We start from the raw sequence: 16,783 nt of genomic DNA, 5'->3' as shown, positions 1-16,783 counted from the left end.
AGCGAGTAACTCCCACTCCTGGTCGGTGAGTTCATGGCGTCGTATCACCCCACCATGATCCACCCTCCGATGATCTTTGAAGACGGACCCTAGTTCGCTCTCTTCATCGGGAACGAACCCAAGCCTCGGGGTGCCGTCCAAGTCGCACAGTGTTGCCGTGACCGTGTTGTCCCTCAGACCGAGAGAACCTAAGAGGGTTCCAAATACCTGAACTTTAGTAGCCATCAGAACCCCCCTTACGCCAGCCTAGTAACGCGCAACCAACTGTTGGCACCCATACGGCTACCAGTTGCGTTGGACGTGTTCTGAGCCCAGTCAAAGGAGAACGTACCGCTGTTGGTTGTGGTGACGATTCCTGATTCCCAAGCAAGGGTCAGGTTGCTCTGACTGTTCCTCACACCTTCGTAAGGGATAGAGGTAGTGAAAGCGTGGACACCACAACGAACCACGATGTTGGTAGCGGACGAGTCAGACGCAGAAGAACCAGGACCGAAGCAGGAACGGTTACCGGTAGCTCCGGCTGGAACTGTCCACTGAGTCTTGATGTCCGCTGCTGCCAATGCTCCGTAGTAAAGGTAGACCTCGATCAAATAGACCGCGTTGGCTGCAAGACTGGCCTGTAGCACAGGGTCGGCAACAAAGGTTGTTGTGCTTGCCCTATCCAAGTCCGTCTCGCGATAGATGGTCCTGGGGAAGTACTGGCCACCAACTGTCAGAGCACCAGCAACAGTTACGGTTGAGCCGGACGCACCAATACTTACGTTTCCACCATCCGCATTGAGAGAGAGCGTGGAAGCCGACCCGTTGTTACGGGCCATGATCTCGTTGTTGTCCGCAATCAAGTTGATGCCCGAAGTAGGGCCAATCTGGAAGGCATGCCCGGAGCTGCTTAGGGAAGCGTCCGTGGTGTTGTTCAAAGAGATCTGCTGCGAGCCGGCCGCAGAGAGGATCTGAATCCAGGTGCTTGAGTTACTCCTGAAGTAGGTGTTACCCGTATCGGTCTCGTAAATGGTCTGCCCGACGTAGGGCGAACTCGGGCGCGTGCTGGACGTGCATACGCGGAAGTTCATGTTCAGGTCGATAGCGTCATAGTTGTTGTTGAGCTGAGTTGTAACGTTGACGTCCTCTGAGCCGTCTGGCTTCAAGAGGGCTAATCGGCTTGTGTTGGTCGACATCCCTAAGCCTCCTTCCTTATCTGCTCTAGGGCTTGGTCGCGGCGACGCTTGTACAAGTCGCGTCGCTCATCAACCATCTTGCGTTTGTCCTCAACCCGATCCACTCGGGCAAGGTATTTGGCTCGGATCTTGTCCAGGGGGTCTTTCTTACCCTCGGGCGAGACCACGCGTACGCGGTTGGCCTTGGCATGCTCGATGCGGACTAGGTGAGCTTCCTTGGCATCCTGCTTGGTCTCCGCGTTGTAGAGCCCCGTTGCCTCCAAGTCACCAACTCGGGTTCCCTTGGAGGGACTTACGGCCTGAGACACACGCCCTTCCTTCAGCGCAGGGTCATCCCTGCCCACTGGAGCCTTGTGGGGTTCGTGCAAGACAATGTCTAACAACCCCTCTACATCGGTTGGGTCAATGTCGTACTCGGCCGCACGCCACTCCAAGGTGTCCTGCGGAAAATAGTAATCGTGGTACGTGCCATCGGGCTTGAGAGAGACGATGTGCCACAACGCGTTTCCGTCTCGTGAATAGGTCTCGATGACCGCCTGAACCTCATACTGTTCTGCTGCCATTTATTTACTCCTTAGATCCTGAAGCACCAGTAGTAGACCGCCCATACGCCTGAGCCTGCTGGGCTGATGGTCAATGTGAAACCGTCGGCATCTGAATTGGTGATGGCGTACGAGTGCACGACGTCGTCTCGGATGGTGATGATCGGCAAGAGCTGTGAGTCCATAGTCGGCCCGAAACCGATCGAGATGGAGCTAGATCCCGACGTAGCATCATTCGACCCGGTGAAGATTGCCTGGTTGGAACCGAGCGGCGTTTCAAAGTCCGGGAAGGTTCCTAGGAACCTGATGTTGTCCTCATACAGCCACAGCGTTTGTTCGTCCGCCTCACCACGCTTGTATCCGATGATTGCGTTGCTGTCGGCCACCGATACCGCGTTCTGTCCGATGGTTCCGACAGTCGCATCGGGTTGGTAGGACATGACGGCGAAACTGTTGTCGGCATAGAAGCCGCCACCCTTGTATACGTAGAAGCCGTTCTCCAAGGTGAGTCGCCCCGCGACGTAGCGATCCTCAAGCATTCCCGTGAAGGACACGATTCCGTTGTCATCCGTGCTGGAGACAATCTTGATGTCAGCGCTAGCTCCGGCAACGGTGCTGTCATCCTTGGAGAAGATGCGCGCGTAGGTTGTGCCATCAGGTGAGTAGAACTTGACATGACCGACATCACCAGCCTGAGCAACCTCAACAGCACCGAGGTTGTCAGCCGTAGAACGGAAAGTTCCCGAGACGGTGACGTTTCCCGTAGCGGAGTCGATATCGACTGTCTGAGACCCAGCAGCATTGAACGCCTGGAGTCCCTCACTGTTTAGCTCAACACGTGCCCCTGTATCCGAGGTCTTGATACGGGCACCAAGGATGAAGTCCGCTGAGATGGTTCCGGCAGTCACCTTGCTTACGGTCAGATCACTGATGTGCGCGTCATCAATCAGCAGCGCGGTAGCCGAAGCAGCCTCGGACGGAAGCGACTTGTTACCCACCTTGTCGACCGCCACCACACGCACGTAGCGAGCCGAGGTCTCCTCAACCGGCACCGTGACGACAGCCGGAATCTGCGCGGTAAGTGTTCCCTGGTTGGCAATCACCGTGCCCTTGAGAGTCGCCTCAGAGGGCGTGAAGTGCGGCTCAAAGTCCACGTGGATCTCAAGGTGGTGCAGATCCTGTTCCAGGTTGAAGGTTCCACCCGTTGCCTTGCCCAGCTCGTGAGTCACCTGGACTGCGATGCGTGAGCCGGCCACGGTCGCAGCAGCCGGAGTGCTCGGAGGGATGTTGTCCTGAGTCGTGACGAACGTCGTCTCCGTCCAGGCCCCGATGTTCCCCGCTGTGTCGACCAGTCGGATGCGCACGTCATAGCCGACACCCGTAGCCAAGTCGTTCAGGAAGTACGTGCTCTCACCCCATGCGACGTAGAACGTCTGCCATGCGCTGAGAGACGGAGTGAACGGCTGATCCCAGGTGTTCAGGTCATCCCACGGGGTCGAGCTGATGGCTGCCCACGACTGCTGGTAGATGGCGTCTGTGTCGACGCGCACCTGAATCTCGTAGTGGTCTCCGTCCAGGACGGTCGAGCCGTCCGTGTTGAGCGGAGCGTTCCACGCCAGCAGCACGCGAGAGCGCGTCATACCCAAGTCGTCCTGGTAGTTGACCACCTGGAACGGGGTCACCCAGGAGCCGGAAGCTGGGGTAGACGTGTCCGCGTTCGGACGTGTCCCGACGCTTTCACCACTCGCGACCGAGAGGGTACGAGAGAACGCACCCACGGTGATCTTGGAAGACGCCTCCGCCTCGAAATCGACGTAGTCAGTGAGGTCGAACCAGTTCCCGTCACGGTCTCGGTAGCCGACGGAGTATCCATCCGTGATGCTCCAAGAGGTCTCGTGCACCTGAAGCTTGAGGGGGTTCAGACGCTCGCCACGGAAGTAGATCTCATTGTTGGTGTCCACTAGGCCGGCGTCCGGGTCATAGACCCAGATGTAGTCGCCCACCTGGAATGTTCCGTGGACGTCGTAGTCACCAGCAGAGAGGGACAGTGCGTCACGGGTTCCCGAGAAGCGGTTGAGCTGGAGCTGTGCGCGAGCAGTCGCGTTGCCAGTGGACGTCTCAGACTCGCTCACCAGCCGAGTGAGCTTGAGAGCGTTGCCGTGCAGATCCTTGTACGGGTTGAGACCACCAGAGATATTCGCTGAGCCCGTGGCTACGGTGCTGCCTTCTCCCTCAGCCAAGAGGACAACGCGAGTCGTGAAGTCCTCCATGTCTTGCTCTACGTCCATCGAGCCTTCTAGGGCTCGCATGGATACGTCTTCACCAAAGCCCTTACGGACCACAACGCAAGTCGGGTTGGTCACGTATAGGTCTGATTCAGGTCCGGCATCTAATGAGCCGTCTCCGTTGACCCTCCAAGAGACAGGAACGTTGGTGGTCGACATGGTGTCGCACACGTACTGAATCGATGTGCGCGGAGTCTCGTACTGGAACTGTCCGGTGAACGTCCCAGACACCGAGTACAGGGTTCCTTCTGTAACCGCGTCCGGCAGCAGCGCACGAACGGTGTTGGCAAAGGTCTGACTCGTGAAGGTCTGAGCAGACTCGTAGATGTCTCCCTTGCCTCGGTTGCTGTCGTCGTCACCGAGCCAGAAAGCTACGCCGACTCCTCCAACCGAAACCGAGTCTCCGACTTCATTGGTACGTCCGTCATCGCCAATCTTCTTCTTACGCAGGACGCCGACATAGCGAGCAGCAGTAAGGGAGTTGTCTCCGGCCTGCACGGTGTCGACGCGTCCGGGCAGAATCGCTACGTGCCCGAAGTAGTCGAGACTGTCTAGCACTTCACGGGGAACGTTGCCCTTGAGCTTCAGCTCAAAGTTCCCAAGGGAGTGCAGGATCTCAGTTACAGCCATTGCCAATCCTCCTTACTGCTGCTGGTTGTTGTCAGTGTTGACGTTTACTTGAAATGGACGATGAAGGTCCGGGTTGCTTACGTGCTGCTCGATGAGCCGCTTCGTATCGCGCGTCATGTCCTTGACACTGCTGCCCGAGTTGTAGGCAAGTTCGTGACTGACGAACTCTCGGAAGTCGCGCATCTCGCCCATGAACTCTCGTACTTCCGCTTGGAACGGTTCGATGGTGTTGACGCTCTCCCATATCTGCTCGCCACGGCGGATGCTCCGCCACAACGGGCGAACAAGCTTGTTCCAGATGATCCCGAGAGCGGTCAGAGCAGCGGCTAGGGAACCGATAAAGATCAGGAGTGAGGGAATCTCTAAGCCAGTCATTAACGCCTCACCCCGTACGTCTGCTCAGCCATGAACCCGATGTACTGGTTGCGCAGATCTAGGGCTGTGTCCCCCGAGCCGGCCGAGCCTCCGCCCACAACGGCCCCTAGGAAAAAGTCCAGGGTGGTTGTGGACGCCTTGGTCATGGCACCTGTGGTTGAGCCCGTGAACGTGCGCGCCGAGCCGCACACAAAGCGGTTCCCGTCGCCATCGTTGGACGTGGCTGTCAGGTAGCCCGAGGCCGCTGTGTTCACGTTGGTCTCGGTCGGGACCAGGGCCACACCGTGAGTCGCGCTGGAACCGCTCTGTAGGTAGCCCTCAAGGAGTCGAGAGCCACGCCTAAGCGTCAGGTCCAGGACGATGCGTCCGGGGCTCCTGGACGCGGTCAGACGGACTCGGCACATCTCCAAGTCGTTGCGCAGGATCGATGCCGAGTCCCATACCGGTCCAGCACTGGCAACGGTCACGGCCCACTGCTTCGCGTGGAAGCCGCCGCTTGAGTACGCGGAGACGTTCAGCACTCCGGCCGAGGCGTTCGGGGAGACGTTGACCAGGCCGTTGCTCAGGGTCCAGTCATCCGGAGCCATGCGCTGAGAGCAGCCCTCAAGCTCATAGCCGTTGGCTGTGATCCTGACGCGTCCGGTCAGGGCGTCCGCTGCTGTCGCTCCCCACCTCGGGGATACGTCCGCAGGGATGTTGCGATAGACGGTCATCGAGCCGTCCAGGCCCGTGCGCGTCATCGAGCTGGGCGACGTGGCGCCCGTGAAGTAGCCGTAGTGGCTGAGGGCCGGCGCATGCGTCTTCTCCCCCGACAGAGAGAAGTCGTTCGCCCTGACTGCTCCGGTGAGACGGCTCTGTAGGTCCGTCTCGTTCTCGGCACCCACACGCTTCAGCCCTAGCTTCCAGTCACAGAGGACTAGGTCTCCGGCGTACTCGGTCACGGTGGCCGAGTTGGAGGTGACGGTGTAGAAGCCGTCTCGCTCCGGCTTGTCGGTGAAGGTGACTGGCAGGAGCTTGCCCTGTTCCAGGGCCAGGATGTTTTCGTGTAACTGGTACAGCTCTGCTCGGGATAGGTCAGGAGAAGCCTCCTGACCTTCCAGAGAGAGCGTTGGGTCTGATCCGCCTGACTCTGCAACCGGGAAGGTTTCGCGCAGAGAGATGCGACCGACTGTGATGGTTCCCCAATCGACGGCCATTAGCGACGCTCCTTCTCATAGTTGCGTAGTTCGGTAGAAAGGTTCTTGGCCAACAGCCTTGCTGCGGCTCGGTTCTGATCCGGCTTAGTGAGATCCCACTTACCGTCAAGGTTCAGAGTCAGGCTCTCGATATGCAGGCTTCCGCCCGAGCCCTGTACCGGCTGTAGTCCGGCACCAGCAGACACCCCGCTAAGAGCGCTGCTCATGGACTGGCGCGGCAGAGAGGCCGAGTTGTCGATACCGGTGGCGAGACCCTGCATAAGGGAAGCACCGCTGTACTCGGTCCAGCCCTTACCTGAGAACGGACCTTCCTTGGCCGGAGAGAACGGCAGGAGGTTTCGAGCGGCACTCATGACGTTGCTCACCGCGTTCTTGACTTGGCCGACCATGCCTTTAATACCGTTGACCAAGCCCTGAATGATCCTGCGTCCAGCACTGACTAACCAGGAGCCAGCACCCGAGAAGAAACTCACGACGCTGCTCTTGAAGCCCCTCACGGTCGAGACCGCAGAAGAGATCCTGTCTCGTACGGCGCTGACCATGCTGGAGAAGGCGTTACGGACCAGGCTGACAATCGCGCTTCCGATGCTGGAGACGAAAGACTTTGCGTTGTTCCAGCCGCTCTTCACGGTGTTGACCAGGCTGGAGACCTTGCTAGACACCCACGAAATAATGGAATTCCAGACGTTCACAAAGGTCGCCTTGATGGCGGTCAGCATGTTGCTCGTGTTGGTCTTGATCTCGTTCCACTTGTTGGTGAAGAAATTCTTCACACTGGTCAGCCAACCCGGAATGGTCTGGGTGAAGAAATTACCCATGGCATTCCAACCAGCCTTGAGGGCATTCCAGGTTGCATCCCAAGCAGCCTTGATCGCTGGCCAAGCAGCAGCCCACAAACGCTGGAACCAGTCGGTCTTGGTAGCGATAAGAACGATGGCCGCTACCAGAGCCACGATGGCCAAAATGATCCAGGTGATTGGGTTCGCTAGAAGCGCTGCTGTCCAAGCCCAAGTAGCTGTGATCAACGGCCACATGGCAGTACCTGTCAGCATGGACGCGATACGGAAACCGAGAAGCGCAATCTTCAGCGCAACGAAAGCCGCAGCGAGACCGAGAATTACCGGTGGTGGTAGCTTGCTCACCAAGTCAGCTAGAGCCGCCAAGAACGTGAGCTGAATAGAAGCCAGAGGAGCAAACGCCTGCCAGAGTTTCACGGCAATCTCTGCGAGACTTCCGAGTGTCGACGCAACCTTCGGCCCGTTCTCGGACACAAAGGTCATGAAGTTCTTGAAGCCCTGGCTTGTCGAAAGACTCTGACCCCAGTTTCCAAACCCGGTGGCCATGTCGGACATCTTGGTTGTGAACTTGTCGGCGTGGGGGAAGAACGCCTGGAAGATCCCGCCGATACCACGAAAGACCTGACCGAAGGTGTTCAGAAAGTCGGGGAGGGTCTTCTTAGCGGTTTCGTTCAGCCCCGCCATGAAGGACTTCCAGCCGCCAGAGGCCATGCCCGCCTTCAGCTTGTCCATCATGTCGCCAAAGACACCGGAAGCTGTCTTTACCAGCGGGGTGAGCTGGTGCATGCCGATACCCATAAGCTCAATGCCCTTGGTGACAACCGGCATCGTGGTTGAAGCAAGGGAATCAGACCACTGCTTCCACCCGTATTTGAGCTTGCCCAAGGCAATAGCGGTTGCCTGAGTAGCGGGCGGCATCCCCTTGAGGGTCTCTTCGAACTTCTTTTGCTTCTCAGCAGCGTCCGCAGATCCGACAGCCGCAGCGTGCTGAGCCGCCGCGTACTGCTCAGCAGCCGTCTTGGCCGCTTCAAACTGTGGCTTGACTGCGAGACCGAAAGCACCAGCAGCGGCACCAGCCGCTACAGCTCCGGCTGTGATACTGCCCAGTGCTCCGGCTACGACTGTGGCGACTCCACCAGCAGCCGGCCCAACGGCCACCAGCTTGGTAATGAGTCCAGAGATGTTGTCGAGTGCATCCCTGGTATCGGCCGCAATATCAACGTGCGCCGATGCGATTAAGAATCCAGAACCAGCCATCCCATATCTAGCACCTTCCTGCCCTCTGTATCAGTCGATAAGGTCTCCTTCCGCCCTCTGAAGAAATCCCGTGGTCTTAGCGTTTCGTTCGGCCGCCGCCTAGAAGCTTGGAGTAGTGGAGAGCCTTCTTCTCCTCTTCGCTTGCACGGCCAGACTTCGCGAGAGCTTCTAGCTCATCGCGTGACTTCGGTCGAGCCTTTTCCTGCTCGGCCTCTAGTCGTGCACGCATGACACCCTTGTAAGCCGCCATGCGCTCAGCCATCTGGAAGTACTGCGAGCCGGAGAGTTCGGTGTACGGGTCCCGGATTCCGTGGATAGCCGAGAAGTCGGACTCAAGATCCTCGATGTGGTCCAGGACCCAATCAATCTCCCCAACTCGCTTGATCAGTTTTTTGTGGCTGCCGAGTCACCCATTGCGATCCTGGACACGAGAGCCAGCACGGCGTCAAAGTCCTCAGGCGAGACCTCATCGTCATTCATGAGAATCTCGAAGTTCTCCTTGCCTAGGAGGTCTTCTGTCATCGCAAGCTGAGCCATCATGCGCTCTTCTTCGGTCTTGCACTCACGTAGTCGCTTGGCTAAGCGAATCGGAAGGCGTGGATCTAGCTTTGCGGGAACCTTGTATTCCTTGTCGTTGAGGATGAACAGGGTTCGCATCTCACGAGACTCGGACTTGTTCGCGCCGATGACTACGGGGTTGAGGTTGGTTACACCATTGTCAGTCATTTGGTTACTCCTTTATTGGTCGCGCCGATTAGGCGTCTTCGGTGATCATCTTCCAAGGGGCTGTGGACTCGTCCACGTAGAAGCCCTCAAACTCAACCTCGAAAACGGTCTGATCCTCTTTCGAGTATTTGAACTTGACGTTGTCGGTGCTCAGCACCTTGCGAACAATGAGGCGAGCACGGCCACCACCAGAAGCCCAACCGTCAATGATTAGGGCTCGGTATGTGGGCTGAGTTGCGCTGGTCATGAATGCAGGTGTGTAGGTGTGGTAGCCAGATCCAGAGGCAACAGTTCCGTCGTTCAGGACGACTGCCAGGTTGTCTAGGGTCGGCTCTGCCAGAGATACCTTCACCTTGAAAGAGCGCTCCTGTAGGCGAGCACCCATCTTGTCCGGCACCTGATCAGCAACAAGCTCCTTGTAATCCTGCTCGATGGATAGCTCAGCTCCACCATCGGTGAATCCAAGGTCTGTCCAAGCTGCGGAAGCCGGAACTGATGCGTATGCAGAGTCAACGGGCTCGGTTGCTCCAAAAGCACCAATGTATAGGGTCGCTGGACCCATTACTAAAACATCTTCGTTTGCCATTTGCGGGACCCCTCCTTTGAGGTCTAGTCGGTTTCATTCCAAATGAGTTCAAAGTCCACGGTGTACTTGGCGTACTCGGCTGCATCTCCAAAAGCCCTTCTCGGTGGCTGGATAATGTTTGCCTGCAATGTGCGGACTGCTGGAGCCCCGGTGACTCCTAGGGATAGCTCGGACGGCTCGAAAGACCAGCAGGCTTCTGCAATGGCTTCGGCAAGGTCACAAGCCTTGCCCCAAGGAGGGGTTTGCTTTCCTGGGGCGACCGCCCAACAAACGGCGGTAATCACTGGTCGGCGAAGCCTGTAGTACTTGTGGCTTGCGTCGCCTGTGACAGTTATCTGGACGAACCCTGAGGCTGCCCAAGTCGTGTTGTCCTGCGGAACGATGGTGCCAATCTGGTTCACGGGTAGGCCGGCCACAGTCTTTAACCAGGCTCGGGCCACCAGTTCGTCATTGGCATAGGTGATGCCCATGAGGCGGCTCCTAGCGCTTCTGGTAAGTCGCTCGCCTCATGAACCACGTTGCGTTGGAACCTGGGTGATTGACTTCGTTGACTGGGTGATCGGCTCCCTCCCAATGGAGAGCACTGCCATTCTTGGCCTTAATGAGGTGGGGAGAAGTGCCCTCCTCAACAAACAAGGCGTACGACACCGTCCTTGCGCCTACTCGGGCTTGGAGTCCGTTCACTTCCCAATCGAGGTCATTACGGAGCCGTCCGGTTTCTACAGGTGCGTAGCGGACCATGTCCCTGTGAACCTCCCGAGCAATCTTCGTCAGGAAGTCGTGAGCAGCATCGCGAAGATGCTTGGGCCAATTTGGGCTCACGTGGATTTCATAGGACTTAGCCATAACGGCTCCTTCTCTCTACGAGTCAAGGAAGATGAATACGGGCTCCCATCTACTGGGACTGGTGTCGTACGCCATCTGTATTGGTGTTCAGTTGTCTGCTTTGGTTAGTCGACGCGCTGAAGATCCAGCTTGGTATCCATCGCACAGACAGGGTTTTGGACCCTTGCGAGAGAGCGGATAATCCAGGTCTCTTCGTTCTTCTCGTCGTAGATTCGGTCGTTGGCCCTTACGTCGACTTCTGAGCCAACTCGGCCAATCGCCTTACGGATGACTCGCGGTGTTCCGCTTGTCTCCGTTGAAGCGTCCTGGTTGACCTCGGTGATTGAGGCACTGATACCGGACGCTGCCACCGCGCTTGTGTCGGTGACGTCACCCCATTCGTCCTCGGTCTGGCCTCGGAGAATCGAGATGGTTGTAGTAGCTGAAGCGATCATCTGGACGTCACCCGCCTAAAGTTCGAGCGGACGCCAGTCCGGGTTGTCGTCGTCCAAGACAGCGTTGTTGCTGTCGTTCCACCTTGGCGAGCGGGAGCTATACCAGCCTGCTGCGCGTATGTAGGTGTTTCGGTTGCGCTTCCAGGACAGTCGGTCAATGCATCGCTTGGCCATGGGAGCCAGGATCATCGAGTTGGCGTGTCGGTTGGTCACCGATAGACCGTCCATCTGGAAGGACTCAAAGTCCGTGTTGGTGAACTGGTCCGGATGAGCCGTCAGCCACGCTGCCTGGTAGGCAACCGCGCCCTTGAGTAGGCGGAGATTCGTGCTGGAGATTGAGCCGGCGTCTGAGGAGTCCTCGGTGGTGTCGGCAAAGATCTCGATTAGTAACTGTGCGGCGTCAACGGTGTCTTGGGAGACAGTGACTCCTGTGTAGGTCATAACGTCCGCAGTCGTGCACCAGGCCATTTCTTCACCACCCTTCGTGGTTAGAAATCAAGACCGGGGAGGGAAAAGGAGTAACAAAACCCTCCCCGGCGTTCTTGATTTACGCGACCTTCTCCAAGACGGAGAAACCGTTGACATTTCCTACGGCGAAGCCACGGCGAGAGCGCAACTTCAGGGCTGTGTCGTCGGTGTTGTCGGCAGCGTCGGCAGCCTTAAGGAGACTCTCCGGTCCAGAACGGACACCTAGCTTTAGAAGACGCTTGTCACCACAGAAGATCATCAGCGGGTTACCGGCTGGAGCTGCTGTGTTGGTAGGAGAAGTCTTGGCACCACGGCTCCAAGCAATCGGCACGTTGAACAAGGTGTCTGGTGTGCCGTTGGTTCCCTGGACAAAGACAGGCATGCCGTTGTCGTCCTTGGTGCGACGAATAACGTCACGGAAAGCAGGGTTAGCAATGACCAGAGCGTTTGTCTCGTCCCAGTACTCTCCAACCTCCACTAGTCGTAGAAGCTCCGAGAACTTGTCGTAAGCGGCAGAGGCAGTGCCGTTGTAGCTCACGTAGTTGGCGTCTGCTGTGTAGCCAGAAGTTACGTCAGCACCGTTGGTGCGTACGGACTTGTAGACAGAGGTGAACGGGATGGTTGTGCCGTTTTCCGCTCCTGTCACAGCAAGGCAAGCGTTGTCGAGCTGGGTTGCGTAAGAAACCGCCCAGTCATATGCGCGCTGACCAATAGCGTCAGCAATTGACTCGACGTCGTTTAGTGTGTCCTCATCGAGGGTTGTCTTACCATTGAAGCGACGCGCGGTCAGAGTTACGTAGTCAAGCTCTGAAGTGTCATCGGTGTAAGAGCTACCGGTTGTAAGGGTGAAGGCACCTGCGCGGAGAACGCGCTTTGTTGCGGTGCCCATAGGAGTTGGTAGCGCGTTGGCCTCAACGGCCGATAGCTTGAGAACGCGCTGAATGACGTTGGAATCCCACTCGATTGGGGTCCAGTCGGTTAAGTTTGTGTTGTTAGCCACGGTTGTAACTCACTTTCTAAGTTCGTGAATGTGGGACCTCCTTTGCCTGGACTCGGCGTACTTGGTGCTGTGCGTTGTGTTGGAGCTATCCGCGCAAAAGGTTCTCTGCGAGCTTGTGTGCGAAGTCCTTGGACTGGTCCGCAGCAGGTGTCTGCTTCTTTCCAGCCCCTACAGCGGATGCGTCCGCAACGCTGGTAGCGCGAGAGCGCTTGAAGAGTTCAGGTAGCTCTTCCTTGAGGGAATCGATCTGCTCGGACAGACCCTCAATGCCGTTCTCACCGATGGTGATTCCGGTCTTGTCGATCATCTTGCTTACGCGAGTGAGGGACTTGGGCCCTACTCCTGCTTCAGCAAGGGCCACGAAGATGGCTTCGGTCTTGGCTGCTACAGCCTTCTCGATGGCTCCTGCGTCGACCTGAGCCGGCTGCACAGCGGGCTTGGCCTCTGATGCCTCGGTCTCGTCATCGTCACTCTCAACGCCATCTGCAATTTTCTGACCGGTCTTGGGGTCATAGCCCAAGTTCAAGAGCCAACGCTTACGGCTAGCAGCCTCGCCGTTGGCACGCTTGGTCTTCGCTAACTGTCCCTCCCACTCCTCACGAGTCGGTGGAATCCACTCGTGAGGAGTGGTGTCGGTGTTGTCGACGCTTTCGCTCTCAGTCGCCTGAGTCTGGGTTTGGTCGCTCATTTGTTGTTACTCCTTCATTGGAATCCGCCTGCTGCGGTACTTGTGTTGGTTCTTCTGGCGCGTTCGCTAACCAGAGGTCAATGTCAGCCGAGTTGTAACCGGCTTCTGCGAGGATGACGTCAAGAGGGACGCCCATCTGTCGCTTGATCTGGAGGGTTTGCCATCCCTGCAAGTCGTTGACGTTGCGGACTGGCTTCCAGTTGATCGTGATGTCTGCCTCGGGCTCATCGAGAATCGAGAGCGCGAAAGAGAAGGCGCGCCTGTGCGAGGCTCCAAAGTCCCTCTGTAGGGCTTCTACGCGTACGTACAGCGGCTCATTGGCGACGCGGCGGCTCTCGCCAGAGATGGCGTCACCGGTTGAGTCGAAAGCCTGGAACGGAATCTGAGTGGCCTGAGCCATGGCCTTGATGTAGCGGTCAAAGGGCTTCAGGAAGTGATCAGGATTGGCAGCGTCGAACTGGCCAACTTCCTTGTAGCCCTGGAGGTTCCAGAGGGCTGCTGGGGAGCTGTCTAGCTGACTGTCTCCGGGCTCCTCGGGGTCGAGGCCGTCTAGCGGACGCTCGGGCTCAAAGTCACCGGTCTGCGTACCGCTGAGGTCTGCGCTGGGGTCGACCAGGGCGTAGCGCTGAGGGAAGGACTGGTAGTCCACCGTTGCCAGGTGCGAGCGCACGAGCTTGTTGATGGCGAGCTGGGGGCCGTACGCGTTCAGGTGCAGGGGCACGCCGTATGGGCGAGCCGTCCTGTAGTGGAAGTACGGCACCTGACCGAACGGGTTCGGGATGGAGGCCGGCTGTCCGTCCTCGGTGAAGGGAACCCACTTGGCTCGCTTGGCGTTGGTCGGCACCTTGCCGAAGTGCACCCAACGTTCGATGTGGTCGGCGTAGTAGAGATTCGCCCTGACCTGAAGCGTCTCCTTGGCTCCGGCCTCCCATGACTGGATGGCCCTGACCATGACGGTCGGGTTCTCCACGCTGTAGAAGACGCGGGCTACGCGGGGGTCTTGCGGCTCCATGCGGACACCGATGGTGTCGCCCTGGTCATCGACGCTTGGCCACACGAACAGGTACGCGTCTCCGAACTTCCCAGCGGTCTGAATCAGTAGCGGGAACTCGGCGTCAAGGTCGTTGGAGTCGCGTAGGTCGTCCAGGAGGTTGTCTAGCGCGTTGTCCTCCGCAGTCACGGAGTTGAGGTGAAGGTTGTCTGTGATGGCATCAACAGCGATATGGGCCAGGTTGAAGCTTGGGAAGTCGTTCAACCCAAAGCGGCTCAGAAGTCGAGCAACCCTCGGGCTGCTGTACGCCTCTTCGAGCATGCCGCAATAGAACTCTTCGGCTCGGTCGTACTCAGGTCGAGCCTTGATCAGCTCTAAGTAGTCTGCGTGTAAGTCTGTCAGCCCTGTTAAGGCTGGCTCTGCTGGTGTTGTCATTCAGATACCTCAATCTCGGTTGCGTGACCTCCTCTTGGTTGGCGCCGTCTAGGCTTCTGGAGTTCAAAGGGTTAGTTACGTGCCGTCTAGGCTGCTCAGGTTTTACAACCGACTGAGCCGTAAGAGGGCGCAAACACTCAGTCGGTTGGGCTCGGGGAGTGGTGTCACCCCACCCCTGGCTCTACAGCTCGAAGAGGGCGAAGCCTGGAAAGGATTAAAGAGGCTTCGGTTTCACCGGTCACTACTCGGTGTCTTCGATCTGGAGTCAACAGAGGTGGGGCGACATATCAATTACCACTCAATAGAAATTATAAGGGATGCACCGTAAGTCGCCTTCAGCAACTCGGCTAGTGCGGGTACACCATCCCCATACTGGCTTTGCGTCGCTTCTCCGGAGTCACCCAACGCAGAGCCGCAGCACTGATGGCGTCGGTAATGTCGTCGCCCATGTTGGGATAGGTGAACATCTCCGTCTCGGCCTGGTGCATCTGGTGCGTGTGGTAGATCAGCGGTTCCGGTCGAGCCTGGTAGAGCTGGAGCAGCCTGCCCGCTCGAACCTCTTTGGGCTCGGTGGACTTGAACGTGACCACGCGGATGGGCAGATCCTCAAAGACCTCCTTGAAGAGGTCTCCACCCTGGTTGGTCTCCACCAGCAGACAGGACGCCTCGGGGAAGGATTCCAAGATCCCTTCCAGGAAGTGCTTCAGCTCCTTACCCGTCATGCGGTAGCCCCCAGCAAACTTCACAAGTGCCTTGCGCGTGCTGGTAGTTGGGTCCAGGGAGCAGCCGACAACGGCCACCCCGGTTAGGTCCGACTTGAGGTTGTTCTTCGAGACGATCGGGTCAACCGAGATGTACGTACCGGCCTCACAGGGGAAGTCCGCGTAGCGGATGTCTCCGGGCTGCCACAGCAGTCCAGCCGCCCCCATGGGGTCGTTCTCGAAGTTGAGCCTGAACTGTGCCGTGTGACGGATGGCGTTCATCTCGTCCAGGTCGAAGATGGGGTGAGCCGGCCACACCGACGTCTCTTCGTTGGTGATGGGGTCCGTGATGAACGGCTTGTGGTGGTGCACCTGGAACTTCTCCTCCTGGACCCAACCCAACTCTTCGGCTCGCTCCCCCCTCGCGTAACGCACAAGGTCATGGACGCAGGAGCCGTGCATGGTGACGGTCCCCGTCCACACCACGTTGGCCGCACCAGCAAGCGGCAGGATGGCGTTCTGGATCGAGCTGAGACGCTGAGCCTTCATGTAGGCCGAGTAGTTCGCTGCGTCGGGCTCAGCGTCGTCCAGGACGATGGTGTCCGGTCGCAGGTTGCCCACCTTCAGACCGAGGCTCTGAGCGTCGATGCCCTTGGCCTTGAACACGAACCCGTTGCGACAGTGGCGCGTTCCCTTGGAGTCTCCGTCCGGCATTCCACGGCGCTTCATGCGGTAGGCGCACAGGTCTGGGAAGTCCTCACGTAGACGCTCGTTCTCGTCGAGCTGCTTGCGGAAGGTCTCTAGGTGCTCCTGTGCCTGTGAGTCGGAGTTGGCGAACGCCACCGTGAACTTGCTGTAGCCGTAGGCCGCCCACCACAGAGGCAGGATCAGGTACCACCAGGACGTCTTCCCCAGGTTCCTGGGGGCCACGATGGCGTGACGGTTGCCTCGGTACTTCTTGGGTCCAGGGCGAGCCCACGTCTTGGCTAGCTCCGCCCACTCCTCATGTACGGGGCTGAACGTCATCTCCCCTGAGTCGGGGTCCCTCACGGTGTCGGGTAGGTACGTGATGGCGAAACGGATGGGGTCCAAACGGCAGACTTCACGGCGGTACGCAGCACTCGTCTGCCATGCCTCTTGATTGACTCCCTTCATGTGCTTCTCAAAGATTGGGTCCATGGGGTTCCCTCCTTTCTTGGTCGTGGCACGGTGGCCAGGGTTTTGGTTTTCGTGACTGTTGAGAGATTGGAAAGCGGGTGGTCCCGCGTTAATTCCATTTTGTCAATTCTATTGGTACCCCCTTTCAGTAAAATTTCTTTTACCTCCAGGGTTGCAAATTTGCTTGACTTCCCACCTTCAATGCCCTTCAAATACCGCGCCGCATTAGGTTGCTTGAAGCAACTGACATGCGAATGCATAACCATTCACGCGGGCTCGGGGAGGGAGGAACCAAGACCGTGCGTACGGTCTGGACTTACGCGTTCTTCCGCGCACTGAAAGAAACTGCCAAGCCGACATACACGCAGGTCAGAGGCTTGCGGTGGAAGCTGAGAGCTGAGCCGGCCCCGGAGGAAACCGGCTCGGCTGGAGCAAAGATTCAACGCATCGAGCCACGGCATTGGATGCCTTAGGCAACCAAAGGAGCGGCGAA

The 16,783-nt window shown here is 58.0% G+C and carries 15 protein-coding genes; all 15 read right to left on the bottom strand.

Annotation, left to right across the window (positions count from 1 at the left end):
- Window positions 1–236: 236 nt before the first annotated feature.
- Window positions 237–1,175, bottom strand: coding sequence for a hypothetical protein (locus ACWGDB_RS39525; protein ID WP_453826896.1), 939 nt, complete (start codon window positions 1,173–1,175; stop codon window positions 237–239).
- Between the two features lie 2 nt (window positions 1,176–1,177).
- Window positions 1,178–1,738 (bottom strand): hypothetical protein, encoded by a 561-nt coding sequence (locus tag ACWGDB_RS39520; protein ID WP_453826895.1) that lies wholly within the window; start codon window positions 1,736–1,738, stop codon window positions 1,178–1,180.
- An 11-nt stretch (window positions 1,739–1,749) separates the two neighbouring features.
- On the bottom strand, window positions 1,750–4,632 hold the full coding sequence (locus ACWGDB_RS39515) for a hypothetical protein (RefSeq protein WP_453826894.1): 2,883 nt from the start codon (window positions 4,630–4,632) through the stop codon (window positions 1,750–1,752).
- Window positions 4,633–4,644: 12 nt separating this feature from the next.
- Window positions 4,645–5,007 (bottom strand): hypothetical protein, encoded by a 363-nt coding sequence (locus ACWGDB_RS39510; RefSeq protein WP_453826893.1) that lies wholly within the window; start codon window positions 5,005–5,007, stop codon window positions 4,645–4,647.
- On the bottom strand, window positions 5,007–6,203 hold the full coding sequence (locus ACWGDB_RS39505) for a hypothetical protein (RefSeq protein WP_453826892.1): 1,197 nt from the start codon (window positions 6,201–6,203) through the stop codon (window positions 5,007–5,009). The genes ACWGDB_RS39510 and ACWGDB_RS39505 overlap by 1 nt, the downstream gene beginning before the upstream one ends.
- Window positions 6,203–8,257, bottom strand: a complete 2,055-nt coding sequence (locus ACWGDB_RS39500; RefSeq protein WP_453826891.1) for a phage tail protein — start codon at window positions 8,255–8,257, stop codon at window positions 6,203–6,205. Before ACWGDB_RS39500 ends, ACWGDB_RS39505 begins: the two co-directional genes overlap by 1 nt.
- A gap of 384 nt (window positions 8,258–8,641) precedes the next feature.
- Window positions 8,642–8,983, bottom strand: a complete 342-nt coding sequence (locus tag ACWGDB_RS39495; RefSeq protein WP_453826890.1) for a hypothetical protein — start codon at window positions 8,981–8,983, stop codon at window positions 8,642–8,644.
- Window positions 8,984–9,011: 28 nt separating this feature from the next.
- Window positions 9,012–9,569 carry a phage tail tube protein gene (locus tag ACWGDB_RS39490; RefSeq protein ID WP_453826889.1) on the bottom strand — a complete coding sequence of 186 codons (558 nt, stop codon included), beginning with the start codon at window positions 9,567–9,569 and terminating at the stop codon, window positions 9,012–9,014.
- A 23-nt stretch (window positions 9,570–9,592) separates the two neighbouring features.
- Window positions 9,593–10,039, bottom strand: a complete 447-nt coding sequence (locus ACWGDB_RS39485; protein WP_453826888.1) for a hypothetical protein — start codon at window positions 10,037–10,039, stop codon at window positions 9,593–9,595.
- A 10-nt stretch (window positions 10,040–10,049) separates the two neighbouring features.
- Window positions 10,050–10,415 (bottom strand): HK97 gp10 family phage protein, encoded by a 366-nt coding sequence (locus ACWGDB_RS39480; RefSeq protein WP_453826887.1) that lies wholly within the window; start codon window positions 10,413–10,415, stop codon window positions 10,050–10,052.
- Window positions 10,416–10,864: 449 nt separating this feature from the next.
- Window positions 10,865–11,290, bottom strand: coding sequence for a hypothetical protein (locus tag ACWGDB_RS39475; RefSeq protein WP_453826886.1), 426 nt, complete (start codon window positions 11,288–11,290; stop codon window positions 10,865–10,867).
- Between the two features lie 106 nt (window positions 11,291–11,396).
- A complete protein-coding gene (locus ACWGDB_RS39470) occupies window positions 11,397–12,317 on the bottom strand; it encodes a phage major capsid protein (RefSeq protein WP_453826885.1) in 921 nt (306 codons plus the stop codon).
- An 85-nt stretch (window positions 12,318–12,402) separates the two neighbouring features.
- A complete protein-coding gene (locus tag ACWGDB_RS39465) occupies window positions 12,403–13,005 on the bottom strand; it encodes a hypothetical protein (RefSeq protein ID WP_453826884.1) in 603 nt (200 codons plus the stop codon).
- Window positions 12,974–14,431 (bottom strand): phage portal protein, encoded by a 1,458-nt coding sequence (locus ACWGDB_RS39460; RefSeq protein ID WP_453826883.1) that lies wholly within the window; start codon window positions 14,429–14,431, stop codon window positions 12,974–12,976. The genes ACWGDB_RS39465 and ACWGDB_RS39460 overlap by 32 nt, the downstream gene beginning before the upstream one ends.
- A gap of 347 nt (window positions 14,432–14,778) precedes the next feature.
- Window positions 14,779–16,311, bottom strand: coding sequence for a hypothetical protein (locus ACWGDB_RS39455; RefSeq protein WP_453826882.1), 1,533 nt, complete (start codon window positions 16,309–16,311; stop codon window positions 14,779–14,781).
- Window positions 16,312–16,783: the final 472 nt, after the last annotated feature.

It is taken from the genome of Streptomyces sp. NPDC055013 (assembly GCF_053608645.1).
The sequence above is the reverse complement of the archived record's forward strand: the minus strand, read 5'-3'. Positions and strand labels throughout refer to the sequence as shown.